The sequence below is a fragment of the Hoeflea sp. AS60 genome (assembly GCF_038900115.1).
Lineage (GTDB): Bacteria > Pseudomonadota > Alphaproteobacteria > Rhizobiales > Rhizobiaceae > Hoeflea.
Map to the genome: position 1 here is coordinate 149,529 of NZ_JBBMQP010000003.1, position 21,688 is coordinate 171,216.

At 58.5% G+C, this 21,688-nt stretch carries 19 protein-coding genes; 7 read left to right on the forward strand and 12 right to left on the reverse strand.

Annotated features, from left to right (window positions below):
• Positions 1–2,064, forward strand: coding sequence for a hypothetical protein (locus WNZ14_RS19860; RefSeq protein ID WP_342870417.1), 2,064 nt, complete (start codon positions 1–3; stop codon positions 2,062–2,064).
• Between the two features lie 74 nt (positions 2,065–2,138).
• On the opposite strand, the gene ggpS is transcribed toward WNZ14_RS19860, so the two are convergent.
• The 4 genes from ggpS to WNZ14_RS19880 form a co-directional block, all read right to left on the reverse strand.
• Complete coding sequence (gene ggpS / locus WNZ14_RS19865; protein WP_342870418.1) at positions 2,139–3,632, reverse strand: glucosylglycerol-phosphate synthase; 1,494 nt, start codon at positions 3,630–3,632, stop codon at positions 2,139–2,141.
• Between the two features lie 4 nt (positions 3,633–3,636).
• Entirely contained in the window at positions 3,637–4,419 is a 783-nt protein-coding gene (locus WNZ14_RS19870) for an HAD-IIB family hydrolase (RefSeq protein WP_342870419.1), read from the reverse strand.
• Entirely contained in the window at positions 4,416–5,543 is a 1,128-nt protein-coding gene (locus WNZ14_RS19875; RefSeq protein ID WP_342870420.1) for an NAD(P)H-dependent glycerol-3-phosphate dehydrogenase, read from the reverse strand. Before WNZ14_RS19875 ends, WNZ14_RS19870 begins: the two co-directional genes overlap by 4 nt.
• A 189-nt stretch (positions 5,544–5,732) precedes the next feature.
• A complete protein-coding gene (locus WNZ14_RS19880; RefSeq protein WP_342870421.1) occupies positions 5,733–6,236 on the reverse strand; it encodes an N-acetyltransferase in 504 nt (167 codons plus the stop codon).
• A gap of 231 nt (positions 6,237–6,467) precedes the next feature.
• On the opposite strand from WNZ14_RS19880, the gene WNZ14_RS19885 reads away from it, so the two are divergent.
• Together WNZ14_RS19885 and WNZ14_RS19890 are read left to right on the forward strand one after the other, a co-directional pair.
• Complete coding sequence (locus WNZ14_RS19885) at positions 6,468–7,457, forward strand: glutathione S-transferase family protein (RefSeq protein ID WP_342870422.1); 990 nt, start codon at positions 6,468–6,470, stop codon at positions 7,455–7,457.
• Positions 7,458–7,563: 106 nt separating this feature from the next.
• Complete coding sequence (locus WNZ14_RS19890) at positions 7,564–7,953, forward strand: DUF302 domain-containing protein (RefSeq protein WP_342870423.1); 390 nt, start codon at positions 7,564–7,566, stop codon at positions 7,951–7,953.
• A gap of 28 nt (positions 7,954–7,981) precedes the next feature.
• On the opposite strand, the gene WNZ14_RS19895 is transcribed toward WNZ14_RS19890, so the two are convergent.
• The 3 genes from WNZ14_RS19895 to WNZ14_RS19905 all read right to left on the reverse strand — a co-directional run bounded on the left by WNZ14_RS19895 (position 7,982) and on the right by WNZ14_RS19905 (position 10,338).
• A complete protein-coding gene (locus WNZ14_RS19895) occupies positions 7,982–8,743 on the reverse strand; it encodes an ABC transporter permease (protein ID WP_342870424.1) in 762 nt (253 codons plus the stop codon).
• Positions 8,740–9,666, reverse strand: coding sequence for an ABC transporter ATP-binding protein (locus WNZ14_RS19900; RefSeq protein ID WP_342870425.1), 927 nt, complete (start codon positions 9,664–9,666; stop codon positions 8,740–8,742). Before WNZ14_RS19900 ends, WNZ14_RS19895 begins: the two co-directional genes overlap by 4 nt.
• Before the next feature lie 207 nt (positions 9,667–9,873).
• Positions 9,874–10,338, reverse strand: coding sequence for an NUDIX domain-containing protein (locus tag WNZ14_RS19905; RefSeq protein ID WP_342870546.1), 465 nt, complete (start codon positions 10,336–10,338; stop codon positions 9,874–9,876).
• Between the two features lie 69 nt (positions 10,339–10,407).
• On the opposite strand from WNZ14_RS19905, the gene WNZ14_RS19910 reads away from it, so the two are divergent.
• Positions 10,408–11,319, forward strand: a complete 912-nt coding sequence (locus WNZ14_RS19910; RefSeq protein WP_342870426.1) for a metallophosphoesterase — start codon at positions 10,408–10,410, stop codon at positions 11,317–11,319.
• On the opposite strand, the gene WNZ14_RS19915 is transcribed toward WNZ14_RS19910, so the two are convergent.
• From WNZ14_RS19915 to WNZ14_RS19935, 5 genes are all read right to left on the reverse strand, one after another.
• Positions 11,312–12,037: a hypothetical protein gene (locus WNZ14_RS19915; protein WP_342870427.1), complete on the reverse strand. Its 726-nt coding sequence runs from the start codon at positions 12,035–12,037 to the stop codon at positions 11,312–11,314. The two genes, WNZ14_RS19910 and WNZ14_RS19915, sit on opposite strands and share 8 nt — an antisense overlap.
• 167 nt (positions 12,038–12,204) lie before the next feature.
• Positions 12,205–12,981, reverse strand: coding sequence for an alpha/beta fold hydrolase (locus tag WNZ14_RS19920; RefSeq protein WP_342870428.1), 777 nt, complete (start codon positions 12,979–12,981; stop codon positions 12,205–12,207).
• A gap of 133 nt (positions 12,982–13,114) precedes the next feature.
• The gene (gene leuA, locus WNZ14_RS19925; RefSeq protein ID WP_342870429.1) at positions 13,115–14,821 is read right to left on the reverse strand and encodes a 2-isopropylmalate synthase; all 1,707 of its coding nucleotides are present in this window, start codon (positions 14,819–14,821) and stop codon (positions 13,115–13,117) included.
• Between the two features lie 354 nt (positions 14,822–15,175).
• Entirely contained in the window at positions 15,176–16,162 is a 987-nt protein-coding gene (locus WNZ14_RS19930) for a nucleotidyltransferase domain-containing protein (protein WP_342870430.1), read from the reverse strand.
• Between the two features lie 2 nt (positions 16,163–16,164).
• Positions 16,165–16,734, reverse strand: a complete 570-nt coding sequence (locus tag WNZ14_RS19935; RefSeq protein ID WP_342870431.1) for an exonuclease — start codon at positions 16,732–16,734, stop codon at positions 16,165–16,167.
• 1,605 nt (positions 16,735–18,339) lie between these two features.
• Between WNZ14_RS19935 and WNZ14_RS19940 the strand changes: the two genes are divergently transcribed.
• From WNZ14_RS19940 to WNZ14_RS19950, 3 genes are all read left to right on the forward strand, one after another.
• A complete protein-coding gene (locus tag WNZ14_RS19940) occupies positions 18,340–19,437 on the forward strand; it encodes a carboxynorspermidine decarboxylase (RefSeq protein ID WP_342870547.1) in 1,098 nt (365 codons plus the stop codon).
• 38 nt (positions 19,438–19,475) lie between these two features.
• Positions 19,476–20,717, forward strand: a complete 1,242-nt coding sequence (locus WNZ14_RS19945) for a saccharopine dehydrogenase family protein (protein ID WP_342870432.1) — start codon at positions 19,476–19,478, stop codon at positions 20,715–20,717.
• Between the two features lie 216 nt (positions 20,718–20,933).
• On the forward strand, positions 20,934–21,686 hold the full coding sequence (locus WNZ14_RS19950; RefSeq protein ID WP_342870433.1) for a GGDEF domain-containing protein: 753 nt from the start codon (positions 20,934–20,936) through the stop codon (positions 21,684–21,686).
• Positions 21,687–21,688 lie beyond the last annotated feature (2 nt).

Sequence of the window (21,688 nt, forward strand, 5' to 3'; positions counted from 1 at the left end):
ATGAGCCTGGCATTTGATCCATTCCTGCCACTGCCCCTGATCCTGGCAATCGCCTTTGTCGCGATCCTGCTTGTTGGCTGGGCCATTGCCAAGCGGATGCGCGGCGCTGCCCTTCGCGCGCTGGCGCTTGCAGCCCTCGTTCTGGCGCTGGCCAACCCGGTCGCCAATTTCGAAGACCGTGAACCGGTCACCAGCGTGGTCGCCATCGTTGTCGACCGCAGTCCGAGCCAGATGAGCCCGGACCGCACCGCAAGGACCCATGCTGCGCTCAAGGCGCTCACCGAGCGCATCGCCCGGTATCCGACCTTTGAAGCCCGGGTCATCGAATCTGTGTCTGATCCTGATGCGCAGTCGCCATCCACCCGCCTGTTTGAAGCACTGTCCTCCGGCATTCGCGATGTTCCAAGTTCCCGGCTTGCCGGCGCGGTGATGATCACCGACGGACAGGTCCACGACGTTCCCGGCTCGCTCTCGGCGCTCGGCCTGGACGCGCCGCTTCACGGGCTGATCGTTGGCGAGCCGGATGAAATCGACCGAAGGGTCGACATCGTACGCAGCCCCCGCTTCGGCATCGTCGGCGAGGACCAGGAAATTGTCTACCGCGTCAATGAAGATGGCGCCGCATCCTCCGGCACTCCGGTCAATGTCACTGTTCGGGTCAATGGCGAAGAAATTGCCACTGAAACTGCCCCAACAGGCCAGGAAAGCTCGTTTTATCTCAACCTGCCGCGCGGCGGCGAGAACATCGTCGAGTTCAGCGTTGATCCACTGGATGGCGAGGTAACCACCGCCAACAACCACACGGTCACCCTGATCGAAGGCATTCGCGAAAACCTCCGCGTGCTGCTGGTCTCCGGTGCGCCGCATGCCGGTGAGCGCGCCTGGCGCAATCTGCTCAAATCCGACGCCTCTGTGGATCTGGTGCATTTCACCATTCTGCGCCCGCCTGAAAAGCAGGACGGCACGCCGATCTCCGAACTCTCGCTGATTGCCTTTCCAACGCGCGAACTGTTTGTCGAGAAGATCGATGAATTCGACCTGATCATTTTCGACCGCTACCAGAACCGGGGCGTGCTGCCGGTGCTCTATTATGATTATATCGCCCGCTATGTCGAAGATGGTGGAGCCTTGCTGGTTGCCGCTGGTCCCGAACTTTCTGGAATGGAATCAATCGCGGAAACCCCGCTGGCGCCGGCGCTTCCTGCCGTGCCAACCGGTGATGTCACCAATGCGGGTTACTATCCGCGATTGTCGGACGATGGCCGACGTCACCCGGTCACAAGAATGCTTCCCGGGGGATTGAACGAGCCTCCAGCATGGGGCCGCTGGTTCCGCAGTGTTGGCGTTCGCGACACCGTTGGTGATGTCGTCATGCGTGGCGCGGACAATGAACCGCTTCTGGTGCTCAACCGCTACGGTGAAGGCCGGGTGGCAATGCTTTTGTCCGATCACGGCTGGCTCTGGGCGCGCGGCTTTGAAGGTGGCGGTCCACATGTGGCGCTCTACCGGCGTATTGCCCACTGGCTGATGAAAGAACCGTCATTGGAAGAAGAGGCTCTCAGAGCAACCGCCAATGGCAGAACGCTGGTCGTCGAGCGTCAGACCATGGGCGACACCACGGACCCTGCTACCATCACGCTGCCTTCGGGTGAGACCCGTGAGGTGATCCTGGCGCCAGCCGGCGACGGCCTGTTCCGGTCCGAACTGGTGCTTGATCAGCCAGGTCTTGTCCAAGTCACCTCCGGAGATCTGCGGGCACTGGCCCATGTCGGCGCCGTCGATGCGCCGGAATTCCGCGCCACCGTTTCGACCACCGATGTGATAGCCCCGCTGTCTAAAGAAAGCGGGGGCCTGACAACACGGGTCAATGCAGCCGCCACCGATCTTCCGCAGATACTGCCAACCCGGTCAGCGCGCATTGATGCGGGCGAGCGCATGGGCCTGCGCGCAAGCAACGAAACCGTGCTCAAGGGCGTACGTTCTGTGCCGCTGTTTGGCGGCTTCCTCGGCCTTGCCTTGATGATCCTGGCGCTCGGCGCCACGTGGTTCCGCGAGGGCCGCTGAAACGAAAAAGGGGAAAACCGCGATGGTTCTCCCCTTTGTTCCAAGCCGATTTCAGGCCGGTAAAGCGTTTATGATCAACTGGCCTTCGACATTACCTTGTCGTCGACGAAATAACTCATCTGATCTTCGGCCCAGGCCTTGATGCCATACTTCTGAACTGTCTTGCGCATCATCGTCATGCGCTGCCGGCGCTCTTCCTCAGGCATTTGCAGCGCCTGCTCAATGCCCATGTCCATGGACCGGTGCGAGAACGGATTTGTAATGACGGCGGAGGACAGTTCAACCGCAGCGCCCGCAAATTCCGAAAGGACCAGCACACCGTCGCCATCGACGCGGGCTGCAGCATATTCCTTGCAGACCAGGTTCATGCCATCGGCCAGCGGCGTGATCCAGCAGACATCAGCCAGCTGGTAATAGGCAATCAGATCCTTGAAAGGCACAGCGGTCGAAATCAGCGCCACCGGCTGCCATTCGAATGAACCGAAAGTTCCGTTGATCCGGCCGGCCACCTGTTCGATCTCGCCCTGGATCTCTTCATAGGCGGCCATGCTTCGATTGGCACCAACAGAGACATGCATCAGCCGCACATTGCCGTGCAATTCGGGGTGGGCGTGCAGAAGCCGCTCATAGCTTTCAAGCTGCTGAACACCACCCTTGGTGTAGTCGGTGCGGCCCACCGACAGGATCAACTTGCAATCGCCGAGTTCCGAGCGGATGGCGGCCGCATTTTCGCGCGTTTGGTCTGAAGCCGCCAGGTCCTGGATGAAGTCCCAGTCGATCCCCACCGGGGCACTGGAAATCTTGATCTCGCGACCCTGATACATCACCGCTTCGGGCACGCGCCGATCTGAAAGCGCCGTCCCTTCCCAGATGAAATCGGGATTCACATCCTTGCGCGTGACCGGGCCAACGTCGAGAAGGCTCTGCGCCACATGAACGAAGTTCACGGCGTAACGCGGAATATGGAAGCCGACCACATCACAGGCCAGAAGGCTCTCGACGATCTCGCGCCGCCACGGCAGAACGTTGAACATGTCGGCAGATGGGAAAGGCGTGTGATGGAAAAACGAAATCCGCACATCGGGCCGCAATTTGCGCAAGTAGCCTGGAACCAGCCAGAGATTGTAGTCATGCACCCAGACCACAGCGCCGGGGGCTGCTTCCGCAGCGGCGGCTTCTGCAAAGGACCAGTTCACTTCACGAAATGTCGGCCAATCAACCGGGTCGTAATTGTAGCGTTCCTTGAACGAATGCAGGATCGGCCAGAATGCTTCCTTCGAGGTGATGTGATAGAAACTTGAAACCTGATCAGGAGTCAGAGGTAGACGGGTGACGGAGTATTTTCCGTAACTGTCTTCAATTTCGATGACGCGCTCAAAATCAGGATTGGAAGCATCTTCGGCCAGTTTCCAGGCAACCCAGGCGCCTTTGTCGACACGGCCAAAAAAGCCCTTCAGCGTCGGAACGATGCCGTTGGGGCTTTTGTTTTCCTTGAAAACGATCTTTCCGTTTTCTTCGACTTCCTCGTAGGGTTGACGGTGATAAACGATGACAAGATCGCTGGCCATGAACTCAATATCCTTTTGGTAGTTCGTGCATGTCGAACGCACGAATAGCCTCCAGTATGCCCGCAGCGCCGTGCGCTTGCGCCATATGAAGGTGCTCGAGATGAGCAACGCGCTCAACCAGAGAAGGTTCCGAATTTCCTACCGCGACTGCGGGCAAGCCGCATTCGAGCATGGAAAGATCGTTGAGCGTGTCGCCGGCGCACAGAACGCGGGTTGGCTCGATTTCCAGATAGTTCACCAGCCTGCGCAGCGATGGTCCCTTGCTCACGCCATCGGGCAGAACATCAAAGAACCGGTTGTCGGAAATCAGCCATTGATGCCCCATCTCCTCGATGATCGAGCAGGCGGAATCGTCAAAGTTGGCGGAATCGAGATCGTAGCTGACGCGGTAGCGGAAATTGGTCGGCTGCAAGGCAAGGCCCGGATGGCCATCTAGTCTGGCGCGGACGATTTCGCCTGCATTGCCCCACCGTTCAGCAATCTCTTCTTCCAGATGCAGGATCGGCGAGACACCGTCTTGCTGAGACACGGTGGCAATGGTCGTGCCGACATCGCCCACCGCATAGTCCGGCCACGGCACCCCTCTTTCAGAGCAGAGCTCACCGATGAATTCCGGATCCCGCCCGGTGACGAAAATCAGCCCGACAGTGTCGCGATTGTCCTCGATCCAGCCATAGAGCCGCTTGCGGTCTTCTTCGCTGCCGCCAAGAAATGTGCCGTCGAGATCCGTGGCCAGCACGAATTTTCGGGTGTTCAGCGCATGGCTCGCTGTGGATATGGAGTTCATTGGACGACGTCCCCTGTCAGAGCGTGGGGGTGATCGATATAGATTGACAGCCCCCGCCTCTCGCCTTGAATTGGTCGCGACCAGTACTCGGCAAATGTTTCCTTCACATCAGCACCCTGATGCAGGATCCGGTACACGCTTTCGCAAATCGGCATGTGGATGTTCATCCGCCGCGCAAGGTCCATGACGGAGACCGAGTTCACCTCGCCCTCCACCACAACCGGTCTGCCTTCGAAGCACTGATCGCGCGGAATGCCCTTGCCGAGCTGAACGCCCAGCGACATGTTGCGCGAGGTCTGCGAGGAGCAGGTCAGCGTCAGATCGCCAGCGCCTGCAAGGCCTGTCACGGTTTCTCGGCGACCGCCGAACACGTCGGCAAGCGTCTTGATCTCGTCCATGCCGCGAACGATCAGCGCTGCCCTTGTGTTTTCGGCATAGCCGGAGCCGGTCATCATTCCGCAGGCGATAGCGATGACATTCTTCACCGCACCGCTGACCTCGACGCCGACCAGATCATCAGAAATATAGGGCCGGAAAAAATCCGACCCCAGCGACAGCGCCAGACGCGCCGCTGGACTGGAAGCGGTATCGAGCCTGTCGGCATAGGAAAACTGGAACGCGATTGTCGCCGCCGTCAGGTGGCCGAGTGCAGTCTCGGTGGCAAAGGTCGGTCCAGACAAGGCCCCGATCTGATGATCCGGCAGCATCTCCGATGCGACTTCGCTGAGCAGATATCCGGAACCGGCTTCAATCCCCTTGGCACAAAGCGCGATCGGAACCCCTGCCGCAAGATGCGGTCGCATCTGGGTACAGATATCGCGCAAGGTCCGCGACGGTGTAACCAGCAGCACCGCCTCCGCCCCTGCCAGCGCCTCCGCCATATTGGTGGTCGCAATGATTCCCTCTGGCAATTCGATACCCGGAAGGTATCGGGGATTTTCATTGCCGTTGTTTATTGCATCGACGGTAGCCTGATCTCTTCCCCATATGGCCGTGGTTCGGCCGGCGCGGCGCGCCACGGAGGCCAGTGCGGTCCCCCAGGCTCCCGCACCGATAACGCAGATTTTAGCGTAGGGACGTGCAGGAGAAGACAGGTCGTCGGCTTGTTCGCCTAGATAAGTCATGGGGTTCTATTTAGGCTGCCTCGTGCTGCAGCGCAACCTCTTGGCTGCTGCAACGCAACCCCGACAGGCAAAAACCTGTAGATCAAGCCCCGGCAAAGGGAACCGGAACCTGCCCTTTGCCGCACCTGAACGCCAGGCCGTGTGAGCAACTCCAGACCCTACGGAACGACAGTGCCGACCTGAGTGCCTCTAGCTGTCGCGGTGGCGGATCTCACCGGCAAGCGCCATAGGATCAACACCTCCGTAGCAGGCCGCCAGCAGCCGGCGTGCATCGAACGGCCCCGGCATGGTGAGCGCGCCGGGCTTTGTCGGTGCAAAGCCGAGCGGTGCATAATAGGGCGGATCACCAACCAGCAGAACGGCATGGCTGCCGCCTTTCTGCGCCGCAGCCAGAACAATGCGAACCAGTTCGCGTCCGATGCCGAGGTTCTTGTGCGACGGCCGAACCGCTAGCGGCCCAAGCAGGTGGCCCTCCACTGTGCCCGCATAAATCGGCGTCATGCGAACAGACGCGATGATTTCCCCCCGGTCACTGGCAACAAATGAAAGCTGCTGGTCATGGGGGCCCTGTTCACGCACCCTTTCAGACGAGCGCACGAACCGGCCCGGCCCAAAGGCTTCTTCATTGATGTGATTGATGACCGCGTCGTGAGAGGCGTCTTCGGTCAGAAAGACAATATCCTGGAAAGTCATGATGGTAATCCGGAAAGAATCGACAAGACGTGTTGAACCGCCCCACATATCGAGCAGGGGAAATATCTGTTCAGCGTCGTCGCAAGGCCGTGGCAGGCATCCGGTTATCCTTCTTGTCCTTCGCCCATAGCAAAGCTTCTCCCCGTCGTCCAATGCAAAACGCACCGTTCACCCTATCGGCCTTCGCTTTTTGAGCTCGCGGACTTATGTCTTGTCAAAAGGAGAATGCAAATGGGAATGCTTGTAGATGGCGTCTGGAAGGACGTCTGGTACGATACGAAATCGACAGGTGGTCAATTCAAGCGCTCGGAATCGGCGTTTCGCAACTGGGTAACCGCTGATGGATCAGCCGGCCCGTCAGGCGTCGGTGGCTTTGCGGCCGAAGCCGGTCGCTATCACCTCTATGTCTCGCTCGCCTGCCCCTGGGCGCACCGCACGCTGATCTTCCGCAAGCTCAAGGGTCTGGAAGACGCGATCTCCCTGTCGATCGTGGATCCCTACATGGGCAAGAACGGCTGGGAGTTTCATGAACGCGATGGCGGCACCAGGGATCACCTGGGTGGTGCAGATTATCTCTGGCAGGTCTACACGGCAGCCAAATCCGACTATTCGGGCCGGGTGACGGTTCCTGTTCTGTGGGACAAGAAGACCAACACCGTGGTCTCAAACGAATCCGCTGAAATCATCCGCATGCTCAACTCCGCCTTCGATGCGATTGCCAAGCCTTCGCCCGATTACTACCCGGCGGCGCTTCAGTCGGAGATCGATGAGATCAACGAGATCGTCTACAACACGGTCAACAACGGCGTTTACAAGGCAGGCTTTGCCACGACCCAGGAAGCCTACGTGGAAAATGTCGATGCCCTGTTCGACACGCTCGACATGCTCGACAAGCGCCTGCAGAAGACCCGGTATCTGGTGGGCGACACGCTGACGGAAGCGGACTGGCGGCTGTTTACGACGCTTGTCCGCTTTGATCCGGTCTATGTCGGCCACTTCAAGTGCAACATCCGCCGCATCGCTGACTATCCTGCGCTGTCGGGTTATCTGCGCGAACTTTACCAGATGCCCGGCATTGCCGAGACCGTGAACATGGATCACATCAAGAACCATTATTACGGCAGCCACGACACCATCAATCCGACCGGCATCGTGCCCGTCGGCCCGGCGCTTGACCTGCTGGAGCCACACGGTCGCAACGGCTTGCCGAAAGCCGCCTGAGCGCTCTCCCATCGCCCTCCGTCAGGGGCACGACGTTGATATCTCGTATATTGAATACCATATCAATGAGTATCCCTGACGGCAGGTGAACCTAGGAGACAAAGCTATGGCCTACACAATCGACAGAGCATTCAGCGCGTCCTCGTTCGATGACATCACCGAACGGACCCGCAAGGCGCTTGCGGACCATGGTTTTGGTGTTCTCACCGAAATTGATGTTGCTGCGACGATGAAGAAGAAGCTCGACGTCGACATGCCGAGCTACCTCATTCTCGGTGCGTGCAACCCGTCCATGGCCCATCAGGCCATCGGCATCGAACCCCGGATCGGCGCAATGCTCCCGTGCAATGTCATCATCCGCGACAGCGGCAATGGCGAAGTGACAGTCAGCGCGGTTGACCCGGTCGCCTCCATGCAGGCTGTGGCCAACGACCGTCTGACAGAGGTCGCCGGCGAAGTCCGAACCATGCTCGATAACATGGTTCGCGACATCTGACCCCTTTGGGGTCGGTTGCCTTTCGGCCTCAGGTCTTGATCTTGTAGCCGGTCTTGAAGGTCCAGCCGATAATTCCAAGACAGATGAACATGAACGCGGCGATCATCATCAGGCTGACGCCGATATTGATGTCGGCAGTCCCGTAGAAGGCCCAACGGAATCCGGAGATCAGATAGACGACCGGGTTGAACAGGGTCACCGTCTGCCAGATTGGCGGCAGCATCGAGATCGAGTAGAAGCTGCCGCCGAGAAACACCAAGGGCGTGATCACCAGGAGCGGCACCATCTGCAGCTGTTCGAAATTCTTAGACCAGACACCGATGATGAAGCCAAACAGGCTGAACGATATGCAGGTCAGCGCCAGGAACGCCAGCATCGCACCCCAGTGCAGGATCTCGAAATCGACGAAGAATTCGGCCGTTCCAAGAATGACCAGCCCGATCAGCGCCGATTTGGTGGCCGCAGCGCCGACATAGCCAAGCACGATCTCGACGAACGATACCGGCGCGGTGTGCAACTCGTAGATCGACCCCAGGAATTTTGGAAAATAGATCCCGAACGAGGCGTTTGAAATGCTCTGGGTCAGCACCGAGAGCATGATCAGACCCGGCACGATGAAAGCGCCGTAACTGACGCCATCGATCTCGTCGATGCGCGAGCCGATGGCTGCCCCGAAGACGATGAAATAGAGCGACGTCGACAGAACAGGCGAAATCAGGCTCTGCGAAAGAGTGCGGAAAAACCGCGCCATTTCAAATGAATAGATGGATTTTGCTGCAAGAAGATTCATGACTTGTCCTCAACCAGACCGACGAAGATATCTTCGAGCGAGCTTTGTCGTGTTTCGACATCACGCAGGATGAGGCCGGCCTTGCTCAGGTCCGCAAACAGCGACGCAATGCCGGTGCGTTCGCCATTGGCCTCGTAGGAATAGACCAGCGTCTGCTCGTCTGCCAGATAGTCGAGATTGTAACGAGCGAGCGCTTCCGGAATTTTATCGAGCGGCTGCATCAGCTCGACCCGCATCTGCCGCTTGCCCATGCGCTGCATCAGCGTTTCCTTCTTCTCCACCAGAAGCAGCTCACCACCGCGGATCACGCCGACCCGGTCGGCAATCGCTTCGGCTTCCTCGATGTAATGGGTGGTCAGGATGATGGTCACGCCATCTTCCTTCAGCTGCTGGACGACGTCCCACATCTCCTTGCGCAATTCCACATCGACGCCAGCGGTAGGCTCGTCGAGAAACAGCACCCGCGGCTCGTGACACAGCGCCTTGGCGATCAGCACCCGGCGCTTCATGCCGCCAGACAATTCCATCGTCTTGGCGTCTTTCTTGTCCCACAGCGACAGTTTCTCAAGAATGCTCTTGAGCAGCGCCGGGTCATTGCGCTTGCCGAACAGGCCGCGGGTAAAGCGCAGCGCGTCAAGCACGGTCTGAAACGGCTCCAGCGCAATTTCCTGCGGCACCAGTCCGATCAAAGACCGGGCCTGGCGATAGTCGCTCACCACATCGAAACCGCCCACCTTGGCAAACCCGGAGCTGGCATTGACCAGGCCGCAGATGATCGAGATCAGCGTCGTCTTGCCGGCCCCGTTGGGCCCGAGAAGCGCCAGGATCTCGCCCTCGTCGATCTCGAGATTGACATTTTTCAGCGCCTGAAAGCCGCCATCATATTGCTTGGATAGGTTCTGAACCGAAAGAATCGCGGTCATGGTCTTCTTTTCAAAATGAACGGAATGACCCGGCAGCTGCACAATGGCCGGAAAGGGAGAGCAAGTTTCACAAGTTGCCAAGAGTTAAGCGCTCACAGCCTGTGTTCAAGTGCCGCAGGGCAAAGTCGTGTCAATTCCTGTCAGCAGCCTTAGCCGCGACGAGCCTATGTCGAGATACAAATCGGCACGCTCCAGTGTTGACGCGCATCACCATTTCTCGCTGATGGCCGCACGACCGGCCAGTTCCTCGAGCCGTCGCCATGTCGCCGGCGTCACCCCGTCCGGCAGCGCATCGAGAGCGAAAAATCCGCTTTCGACGATCTCCCGGTCCGCAAGCTTCAGTGCTGTCTGCGTGACCCTGCAACGGTAGAAAGCCACATGATCGCGGCGGCTGGTGCCGCTGTTGAAATAGACCGCGAACAGCTCCGCGTTTCCGATGATCTGAAGATTGCCCTCTTCGCTGAGCTCCTTGATCAGCGCATCATTCAGCGTCTCGCCGCGTTCGACACCGCCACCGGGCATATGCCAGCCCGGCACATAGGAATGACGCACCAGAAACACCCGGCCCTCATCGTCAAAAGCTGCGCCGCGAACCCCCAGCGTCATGCCGCGCGAGAGCGCAAACCAGATGTGAACCACCCTTGTTACCAGCCGCGCCCGCCAGTTTCGCATCTCGGGCGGCGGCGCAGTCTTGCCATCCACCGCTTGCGGCGCTCTCGCAGGATCGCTATTGCTCACATCATGTTCCGACTTGCTCATCTTTCCGATATCCATCTCGGCCCCCTGCCACGGGTGACCATGGTCGAACTCGCGTCCAAGCGCATCACCGGCTATGTGAACTGGCATCGCAATCGCCGCAAGCACCTTTTTGGCAACACGCTGGAGAATGTGCTGACCGGTCTGCGTCTGTCGGCACCCGATCATGTGGCGATCACCGGCGATCTGGTCAATCTGGCGACACGGACCGAAATCGAGGTTGCCCGGCTCTGGCTCGAGACCCATTTCGATCCGCTAAAGACCACTCTGGTGCCCGGCAATCACGATGCCTATGTGCGCGGAGCGCTGGGCAGGACCACGGCTGCCTGGCGGCCTTGGCTGTTGTCCGACAGTCCTGCGCCCGACGGCTCGCTGTTCCCGAGTTACCGCCAACGCGGGCCCATTGCGCTCATCGGCCTGTCGACCGCCAACGCCACGCTGCCCTTCATGGCCACCGGCGATTTCGGCCGCAAGCAGGCGCGCGCGGCAGGGCAACTGCTCGAAAAGGCCAAGCAGGATGGGCTCTACCGCGTGGTGCTGATCCATCATCCGCCGGTGCGGGGCGCAGCCAAATGGCACAAGCGGATGCGCGGTATCGGCCATTTTTCAAAGATGCTGAAGCAGCACGGCGCCGAACTGGTGCTGCATGGTCATACCCATCTCGATACGCTGCACCATCTCAAGGGCCGTGACGGACCGGTTCCGATCGTGGGCATTGCCTCGGCAAGCCAGGGACCGGGCGGTCGCAAACCGATGGCAGGTTTCAACCTGTTCGAGATCGACGGCGAACCGGGCAACTGGCAGACCATTCATCGCCGCATGCAACTGGGCACCGATGGCCCCGGCCTGATCGAAAATCCGGAAGGTCTGATAAGGTTCGAAAGAGACCTTAGCTGATCATTGCCGACAGCCGGTCCCAGAAGGCCACCACAAGGGCGGCAGCGCCTGCGACACAGCCCAGAATGAACCATGACGCGCCAAGCACCAGACCGGCACCGCCGGTGCGTGCAGAAGCGGACGCCGCGGGTGTCTTGACGGGCGCAGCGCTGGCAGCAGGCTGTGCCGGTTGGCTGACAGCCACATCCTGTCGGCTCTCTTCCTGCTCGGAAAACGCATTCATTGCACGAGGCATGGCAGCAGGCGCCGGTTCGCTGGCCTCATCCGACACCGCATTTCCTGCAGCACCGGCCTTCAGCGATTCGAAATCGCCCTCCAGGATCCGTTCACGCTCTATCACCCGTTCGGCGATGTAGCGTCCGACCGAATCCGCCGTCGCCGCCATGTCGCTGGTATCCGACATGATCACCCGGCCAAGCCGCGTGTCGCGGACAAAGCGGAACACCCGGCGGTCATGGCCCATGTGCACATGCGCAACCGCATCTATCCACAGCCGCGGCTGCAGGCCGGTGGAAATGCCAAAATCAAACCGGTCGTCGCTCGGTTCGATATCGCCGAGCATCGGGCGGACTTCGTCGGCCAGCAGTTCCAGCCGGGCGCGATCGGCGTCACGCATGTCGACGACCACGTCGGTGCGGTCAGCAGCGGCGATCTTGACCTCGCGCACGATATCCGACAGGCGGCGGTCATTGGCTGGTGTCTTGGGTCGGTCGGTCATGGCAATGTTCCGGACAGGGTTGGTTAACAACTCCTTACCACAGACCGGCGTTGATGGCGACAATGCGGCAGCGCCCGATTGTGGACGTGGTAAAGGGCCACAAACCGGGCTCAGCCGCGGTTTGCACCGGATTCACGCCCCTGTGTGGGCAAGCCTACTGCCGGTCGTCAGGCGCCGCTGGTCAGCGCCTGCCCCAGCACCCGGATGATCGCGTCAGGTGATTCCTCGGGCAGCATGTGGCCAAGCTCGGGCAACACGCTGAAAGCGAAGGAGGCAGGCAGCGAACTTGGCGACGGACAGGGCAGAACCGTGTCCTCGGTGCCCCAGATCACGAAAACGGGCATCGCAAGGGCCGCAAGCGCATCGCCCGGCAACACGCCCTGCCCCTCCTCCGCCCCGTTCGGGAACATCGCCTGATAGGTCTCGTCCAGCGCCTCGAGCTGACCGGGCTTCGAGCGGGCGGCGACACAATGCGCAACCACAGCCTCGGACATCACAAACCCCGGCGCCGACATCTCGTTGAGACATCCACGGATTTCGGCCTCGGTCGTGGCCTTGGCATAGCGATTGAGCAGATCGGCATTGATCGCCTTCGCCATGCCGCCGGGCGCCACCAGTGTGAGCGATTTCACCCGTTCAGGCGCACGCATGGCCATCAGCGCCGAAACCGCGCCGCCCATCGAGTGCCCGCCGAGATGGAACCGGTCGACGCCTGCAGCCTCAAGCCCCGCGAGAATGGCCTTGGCCATCCTGCCTGCGCCGCCACGACCATCAGCATTGAGCGAGCCGCCATGCCCGGGCAGATCAACCGTGATCACCCGAACCGTGCCCGGCAATCCGGCCTTCACCGCATCCCAGGTGGAGCCGTCGCCGCCAAACCCGTGCAAGAGCACCAGCGGAATACCGTCTTCGGGTCCCGAAATATCAAGGTGAAGTTCGCTCAAGCTGCTCTCCTTCCAATGCATGTCGCGTCAAATTCGTTCAGTTGCACGATAAGTTACATGCACCATTTCAAACTGTCGCAGTCAAAAACAAACCGCCGCGCCTGGTGGGGCGCGGCGGTCCATTCATGTCATCTCAGCTCTTGGCAGCCAGCGCCCGGTTGGCCGCCGATACCACCGCTTCGAGCGACGCCGCCACGATGTTGGTGTTGACGCCCGCGCCATAGAGCTTGCCCGTCGGCGTTTCCATCTGCATGTAGCAGATCGCCGCCGCATTCGATCCGTGCTGCATCGAATGCTCGGAATAATTGGCCACCGTCAGCTCGATGCCGAGATAGGCGTTGAGCGCGTTGACAAACCCGTCGATCGGGCCGGTGCCGCGGCCCTCGATGCGCCTGGTCTCGCCATTGTCGGTGATCTCGGCCGAGACAATGCGGATGCCCTTGTTGTTCGGGTCGGTGTGTGTGTGATGATCGACAAACCCGAGCCGCGAACCCGGCTGGCTGACATAGAGCTCCATGAAGCTCTCGTAAATCCGCTTCGGCGGAAGCTCCACGCCCTCTTCATCGGTAATGCGCTGGATCTCCTCACGGAACTCCACCTGCAGGTTGCGCGGCAGGTCGAGACCGTAATCCTCCTTCAGGATATAGGCGATGCCGCCCTTGCCCGATTGCGAGTTGATCCGGATGATCGCCTCATAGGAACGACCCACATCGGCCGGGTCGATCGGCAGGTAAGGCACTTCCCACTCGGGCTTGTTGGCCTGGCGGATCGCCTTGATGCCCTTGTTGATCGCATCCTGGTGCGAGCCGGAGAACGCCGTGTAGACCAGTTCGCCGACATAGGGATGCCGCTCGGGGATCTTCATCTCGTTGGAATATTCAAACACCGCCTTGATCCGCTCGATGTCCGAGCAGTCAAGCTTCGGGTCCACCCCTTGGGTGAACATGTTCAGCGCGAGCGCAACCACATCGACATTGCCGGTGCGCTCGCCATTGCCAAACAGCGTGCCCTCGACCCGGTCGGCGCCTGCCATCAACCCCAGTTCCGTCGCCGCAATTCCGGTGCCGCGGTCATTGTGCGGATGCAGCGAGATCAGCACGTTCTCGCGGTTGTTGATGTTGCGGCACATCCACTCGATCTGGTCGGCATAGATGTTCGGCGTCGCCATTTCCACCGTCGACGGCAGGTTCAGGATCAGCTTGTTGTCCGGCGTCGGCTGGATGATGTCGATCACCGCATTGGAGATCTCCAGCGCCACTTCGAGCTCTGTGCCGGTGAAGCTTTCGGGCGAATATTCAAACCGGAAATCGCCACCGGCCTTCTCGGCCATGTCCTTGACCATCTTCGCCGCATCAACCGCAATCTGCTTGATGCCCGCCACATCCTTGTCAAACACCACGCGGCGCTGCAATTCAGACGTCGAATTGTAAAAATGCACGATCGGCCGCTTCGCACCCTCCAGCGCCTCGAAGGTGCGGGTGATCAGCTCCGGCCGGCACTGCACCAGCACCTGCAGCGACACGTCATCGGGCACCCCGCCCTGTTCAACACACCAACGGGCAAAATCGAAATCGGTCTGCGAGGCCGAGGGAAACCCGATCTCGATTTCCTTGAAGCCCATGTCGATGAGCAGCTGGAACATCCGCGCCTTGCGGTCATGCCCCATTGGGTTGATCAGCGACTGGTTACCGTCGCGCAAATCCACCGAGCACCAGATCGGCGCCGTCTCGATGCGCTTGGACGGCCAGGTCCGGTCGGCAAGATTGATCAACGGATAGGCATGGTATTTCTGGGCAGCCGTCGGCATGCCCTTCTGTCCGGATGAAGAATGTGCGGTCATGAGTGTCTCTCGTTTCCTGGCCCAAATCCCGGGAGCCGCGCTTTGGCGACATCAACCGGCCTCAAGCCGTCATGTTGCATTCAGGAAAAAATGTAAAGTCGCGAGAGAGGAGCGGGTCGCGCAAACGGCGGTCTCGACCGCCGGACGCTCCTCAACGAGCCCGGCGATCGCCGCTAAGCGCGAGAAGAAGTAGACCGCCCAGACGCGCATGCGAAACCACCGCCGCTGCAAAGCGGGCAAAGTTGGTCTCGGAGGAGCGCGTGGTCGGGTTCATGGAGGCGATTATTAGCGGGGGTGGGATGGGTTGGCAAGGGGGGATTGGTGGGCTAACCCAGACGGAGGCCCGAAAAGGCATTAAACAACAATCAGGCGATAGAATCTGTTATTGCCACCAAGACCGGACAATGCGTCAAACATCAGATCTCCGAACTCATAAGATTCGGTCATCCACTCTTTGCTATTTTTCTCGAACTCAGCGATCAGCTGGTCTTTGGGCTGATCAGTTCTTTTCAAGAACTCCGCATATTTTTCCAAAAGCTTATAAACTGTAGAATGAACAGCTTCAAATTCTGACTTCTCCAACAACCACCGCAACCGATCCGTAGGGGTAAGTTGCGTCATTATTTTTGCACGTTCCGGAGAGACGGTTCGATCTAATTCAAAAACCCCAAGAAGATATAAAAGCGCTGAATAGCAAGTAAGCATTCGACTGTGCTTCAACTTATAGTTTTTTATCTTACCTTCTATTTTCTTATCGTGCGGATCGCGCACTGTTTTAGCCTCATAGTTCACGCAAAATGTTCGCCACAAACGCAGGATGTCGTTTGCTAGAAACGCGGGCATAAAACCTTCTGCATGATCACCATAATCGCGCCAGTACGACGCAATAACATCATCAATGATATCACTGTATGCAATCTCACCCAGCAAAGGCCGGCTCTCAAGAAATAACAATAATCGACCAGTCAAAGTGTTGCTGGCATCGTCGTCGGGAGCGCCAATGGAGGAAGTAAATTGGGTAACTGAGTAGTGCCCCAAATATTTACCGTCAGCATCAAAATCAGGAATACTCATTTTACGGATTGCACGGATTAGCTCTGCCTTCACCAAAATCGCATCCAAATTACGGAGTTGGCTAGTTGTTGCGCCATCAACTTCCGCAATCTTACTTACTATAAATAGATCTAAGTCGCTTTTGCTACCGGCCTCAAGGCGCCCAAACGATCCTGTTGCATAAACACAAGCCTTATCTCCCAGCTGATTGGCCGAATCCTTTAATTCAGCCTGGAGCTTACTTAAACGCAATTCCGTGTCGACCTTACGAGTTGCAAGATACTCCAATTTCAAGCCTCCCATTCGAAGACATTTGCAAAAATCTCAGCCTGCTCAACAGCGTCATCAAGGGCATGATGCGTATGTGGCCCGGAAGGAAGAAGCTGCCTCGGAAGCTTCGACCTGCCAGAGTCTGCAATTGGAAACCCCGTTTTCACCGAAACAGCAGTTTTAATATCAAAGCATCTAGAATGCCCGAACGGGGAACCATGCTTTGAAAAGCGAACAAAATACCAATAGATCCAGGTCCAATCAAAACTCAAAGGATAAGCAACAAATACCGGGTCGCCGTTACCAGCAATATCCAAAACCCAATCCCTAGCCTCCTCCATTGCCCGTTCGGGGTTCATCCCATTCTCAATAAGCGACAACCGATCAAGTCCGTTGACCTCAAGAGCTTCCTTTTCGTAATTTGGCGAAATCGGCTTTAATTCTCGATAAAAGCTTTGTTCATAGTTTTTTGGCCGCCTAAAATGCTTGCCGTCATACGACCCAGCGTAAACCAATGCGAATGACAAAATCGAATATGGTCCAGGTATCGGTCCGTCTGTTTCAATGTCAGCGGAAAAATAAACGTCCAATTTGCTCTCCGATGCCCTATTAGAAGGGTGGCCCCGCATGTCAGACTCCACGACCGTCGCGCGTGACTGCTCTAAGCTCATTTGGACCATTTGGCTTTATCCTTATCTTCCGAATCGAGACTGCACTAGCTAGCGTGTGCGAGGCTTTCAACAACACCGATCCAGCAGAGTCCACAATGGCAACCGAAAGAAATCGTGTTTTACCAATGCGTCTCAAATACCGGTCTTCTCGTCCAATGGTCAAAGATCGACATATCTCATGCGGGACAGGCCGCGCTCAATCTGATGCATGTCCAGAACGGACATCAGAAACTCACCAAAATTGGCCTTAGTATCTATTTCACGGACGGTGGACAATGGCGGCTCCTTAATTGCGGCTCGACAGACAATACAAAGATTATCTGGCCTTTGGGAAGGCCCCTCCCCACAGTTGAGCGGGGCCCACCAGCTCAATGGAGCACAAGCGAACCACTGCCCCCAATCTCCCCCTTGCGGCGGGGTCCGAAGGACGGGCGAGACCCGTGGCTCGCCCTTGGTCGCCGTAGTTGACAGAGGGGGGTGACACCGCAAACACCGAATCCGGATCATTACCCCCCTCTGCCCTGTCGGGCATCTTCCCCGCAAGGGGGGAGATCGGACGTCGCGCCCGCAGCACCCCACCTCCCCCTTGAGGGGAGGTCGGAGAGACAAGCGTCAGCGCAGGCGATCCGGGTGGGGGTATCTTGGCCTGGGTGAAAAACATTCGAAATCAACATCTGTGCGGAAGCCCACCCCCACCCCTGACCCCTCCCCTCAAGGGGGAGGGGAAAAGCCGCACGTTCCAATTAAAACAACCCCTTAGCCAAAATCCACCCCCATTTCATCCCCACCTTCCACCCCCATGCCATACTTCGTCCGCTCCCGCTGCCGGATGGACCCTGAACGTGTTGGACCAGGCGGGAGGAAGGCCTTTCGGGATCTGCCGTAACGTGCGGCAGGTCGCGCAAGGAGGCGGAGGCCATCGGGGCTCCGCTGGCGGGCGGTCGACCTTGACCGTGCAAAGCCAGCCACCGGGCCGGCACCCGTTTTCGCAACGCCGCCATTGCGGCAGGAAACGGAAGCTCCGGTCCGGGCCTGTGGCGGACATGACGAGCCATCCGTGGCGCGTCAGCGTCCGTGCCGGACCCCGAGAAACATTCACGCGGTCAGTCCAGACCGCGGCCGGAGCAATCCGGGCGGGAACCTGGTGGATAAGCCACTCCCGGGAGTGCAAGGCGCCGCCTGTCGGATGCGGACATCATCCGGCGATACTCGGGCCGTGCGCGCGCTGCGCCACCGTTTTTACTCACTATCCAGAGGCAAAGCCCGCGTGCGGCCCTCCGGACTTGAATGTGATCCAAACCCGCCGGCGAAACTTCGCGCGCGGAGAATTTGGCGTGACATGCGGCGAAGGCCGCCCTTTTTCACCATTTTCCCCTTTCGCCCTTGCCTATGACAGCGGATTTTCCTAATTCCCCCTCACGCCCGGCCGCCGGGACAACGTTTAACCCGTTATCCCGCAGCCCCGCTGCCGTTGCCGGCATGCCCTCCCCCATTGAGCTAGGATGCCCCAGGATGGATGAGACCATGATCCAGACGCCCTATTATCTGATCGACAAGTCAAAGCTCTTGATCAACATGGAGAAGATCGCCCGTTTGCGCGAACTCTCGGGCGCCAAGGCGCTGCTGGCGCTCAAATGCTTTGCCACCTGGGGCGTGTTCGATTTCATGGCCGACTATATGGACGGCACCACTTCGTCGTCGCTCAACGAAGTCCGCCTCGGTCGCGAGAAATTCGGCAAGGAAACCCACGCCTATTCCGTGGCCTACGCCGATCACGAGATCGACGAAGTGGTTTCACACGCCGACAAGATCATCTTCAATTCCATAGGTCAGCTCAATCGCTTTTCTCACAAGGCTCAGGGCATAACGCGCGGCCTGCGCCTCAATCCCGGCGTCTCCTCTTCGACCTTCGATCTCGCCGATCCCGCCCGGCCCTATTCCCGCCTTGGCGAGTGGGATCTGAAAAAGGTCGAACCGGTGATGGAGATGATCTCCGGCTTCATGATCCACAACAATTGCGAGAACGGCGATTTCGCCTTGTTTGACACCATGCTCTCCGAGATCGAGCAGAAGTTCGGACCGCTCTTGAAAAAGGCCGAATGGGTCAGCCTCGGCGGCGGCATTCACTTTACCGGCGACGACTACCCGCTGGAACAATTTGCCGAGCGGCTGAAGCGTTTTTCAGGCGAGTATGGCGTGCAGGTCTATCTAGAGCCCGGCGAAGCCTCGATCACCCGGTCGACAACGCTGGAAGTCACCGTGCTCGACACGCTGTTCAATGGCAAGAATCTCGCCATTGTCGACAGCTCCATCGAAGCCCATATGCTGGATCTGTTGATCTACCGCGAAAACGCCAAGATTGCCCCAAACACAGGCGATCACCGCTACATGATCTGCGGCAAGTCATGCCTCGCCGGCGATATCTTCGGCGAGTTCAATTTCCCGACCGAACTTTCCATCGGCGACCGGATCTCGGTCCAGGACGCCGCCGGTTATACAATGGTCAAGAAAAACTGGTTTAACGGCGTGCGAATGCCGTCAATCGCCATCCGGGAACTGGATGGCAGCATCAGAACGGTCCGTGAGTTTGATTACGCGGATTTCGAACACAGCCTCTCCTGAGGCATCTGACGATTGGACATAGGAGTTAGTCCCCCATCATGAAGAAGAACGTCCTCATCATCGGCGCCGGTGGCGTAGCCCAAGTTGTCGCCCACAAATGCGCCCAGAACAACGACGTGCTTGGCGACATCAACATCGCCTCGCGCACCAAGGCCAAGTGCGCCGCCATCATCGCCTCCATCGCCGAGAAGAGCGCGATGAAGCAGGAAGGCGTGCTCCAGGGCCACGCGCTCGACGCCATGGACATCGAGGCCACCAAGGCGCTGATCAAGTCGACCGGCTCCGAGATCGTCATCAATGTCGGTACGGCATTCCTCAACATGTCGGTCATGCGCGCCTGCATCGACACCGGTGCCGCCTATATCGACACCGCCATCCATGAAGAGCCGGGCAAGATCTGCGAAACCCCGCCCTGGTACGGGAACTATGAGTGGAAGCGTGCTGACGAATGCGCAGAGAAGGGCATCACCGCCATCCTCGGCGCGGGCTTTGATCCCGGCGTCGTCAACGCCTACGCGGCGCTTGCCAAGAACGACTATTTCGACACCGTCACCGATGTCGACATCGTCGACATCAATGCCGGCAGCCACGGCAAGTATTTCGCCACCAATTTCGACCCGGAGATCAATTTCCGCGAATTCACCGGCGTGGTCTATTCCTGGCAGAACGGCGAATGGCAGACCAACAAGATGTTCGAGATCGGCAAGACCTATGATCTGCCCGTCGTCGGCCCGTCGAAGGCCTATCTCTGCGGCCATGACGAAGTCCACTCGCTGGCGAAAAACATGGACGGCGCCGATGTGCGCTTCTGGATGGGCTTTGGCGATCACTACATCAACGTCTTCACTGTGCTCAATTCGATCGGCCTTCTGTCAGAACAGCCGGTCAAGCTGGCTGACGGCTCGGAAGTCGTGCCACTCAAGGTGGTCAAGGCTTGCCTGCCCGACCCGGCATCGCTGGCGCCAGACTACACCGGCAAGACCTGCATCGGCGATTTCGTCAAGGGCACCAAGGACGGTCAGGAACGCGAAGTCTTCATCTACAACGTCGCCGACCACAAGGACGCCTACAATGAAGTCGGCAGCCAGGGCATTTCCTACACAGCCGGCGTGCCGCCTGTTGCAGCCGCCATGCTGGTCGCCACCGGCGAATGGGACGTCAAGCGCATGGCCAATGTCGAGGAACTCGACCCCAAGCCGTTCCTCAACATCCTGAACCACAACGGCCTGCCGACCCGCATCAAAGACGAAAACGGCGACCGCGCGCTCGACTTTTCCTGAGCGTAACGATGGCTGAAAAGCCGCAAGACAATGAGAGCCCTCGCTGGAAAAACCGGCGGGGGCTTTTTTGTGCCTGCAAAACGGCCGTGCAGGAACCAACTGTGCAGAACGTACCGGCTATATATAATGTTGCTACATTAATAATATCTCATACATATGCGTGTTCAATGCAGGCTGGGTCAGAGTTGGCTCGACTGCAGCGGAGCGCGTGCAAGATTGAAGTTTGATTTCTCAGCCACCGGCAAGGGAAGGGTCATCGCTGGAACCAGCGGCGGCACCCTTTTCTGTCTCGGAACAGCTTTACTGGTCGATTCAACCAATTTTGACAGGCTATCACCCGAAGCCCTGAAATTCGCAATTCTGTTCGACATCCTGGTGCCTGTGGGATTGGCAGCACCTATGCTCTTCCTGCTGCTTCACAAGATGCGTCTGCTGGCCATTGCCCACCGCGAGATGAGCATCTTTGCGGCAACTGACAGCCTCACAACGGTCCTTAACAGGGGGGCATTCAAGATGATGGTCGATGCATTTTTAAGGCAGGCTTCCGAGCACAAGACCCACGCAGTCGGCGCGTTCCTCATTGTCGATGCTGACCATTTCAAATCGATCAATGACCGCTTCGGTCACCAAAGCGGTGACGAAGCGCTGAAGATCATCGCACAAACCATTCACAAATCACTCAGACAAGGCGATATCGTCGGGCGAATTGGCGGTGAGGAATTCGGCGTTTTCCTGCCAAAGGCAGGCTTTGATCAGGCCACCACAGTAGCCGAACGCATAAGGCAGCAGATCAGCGCAGCCGAATTCCCCCCGGATGAGAGAACGAACCAACTGTCAGTCAGCGTGGGTGGCGTGGCATTCGGCGGCGATACGGCTTACGACGAGCTGTTCCGTCGAGCCGACAAGTGTCTCTACTCGGCAAAGTCCCGCGGACGTAACATGGTGATATTCGAGCCGCTGGCCGCCTGAAG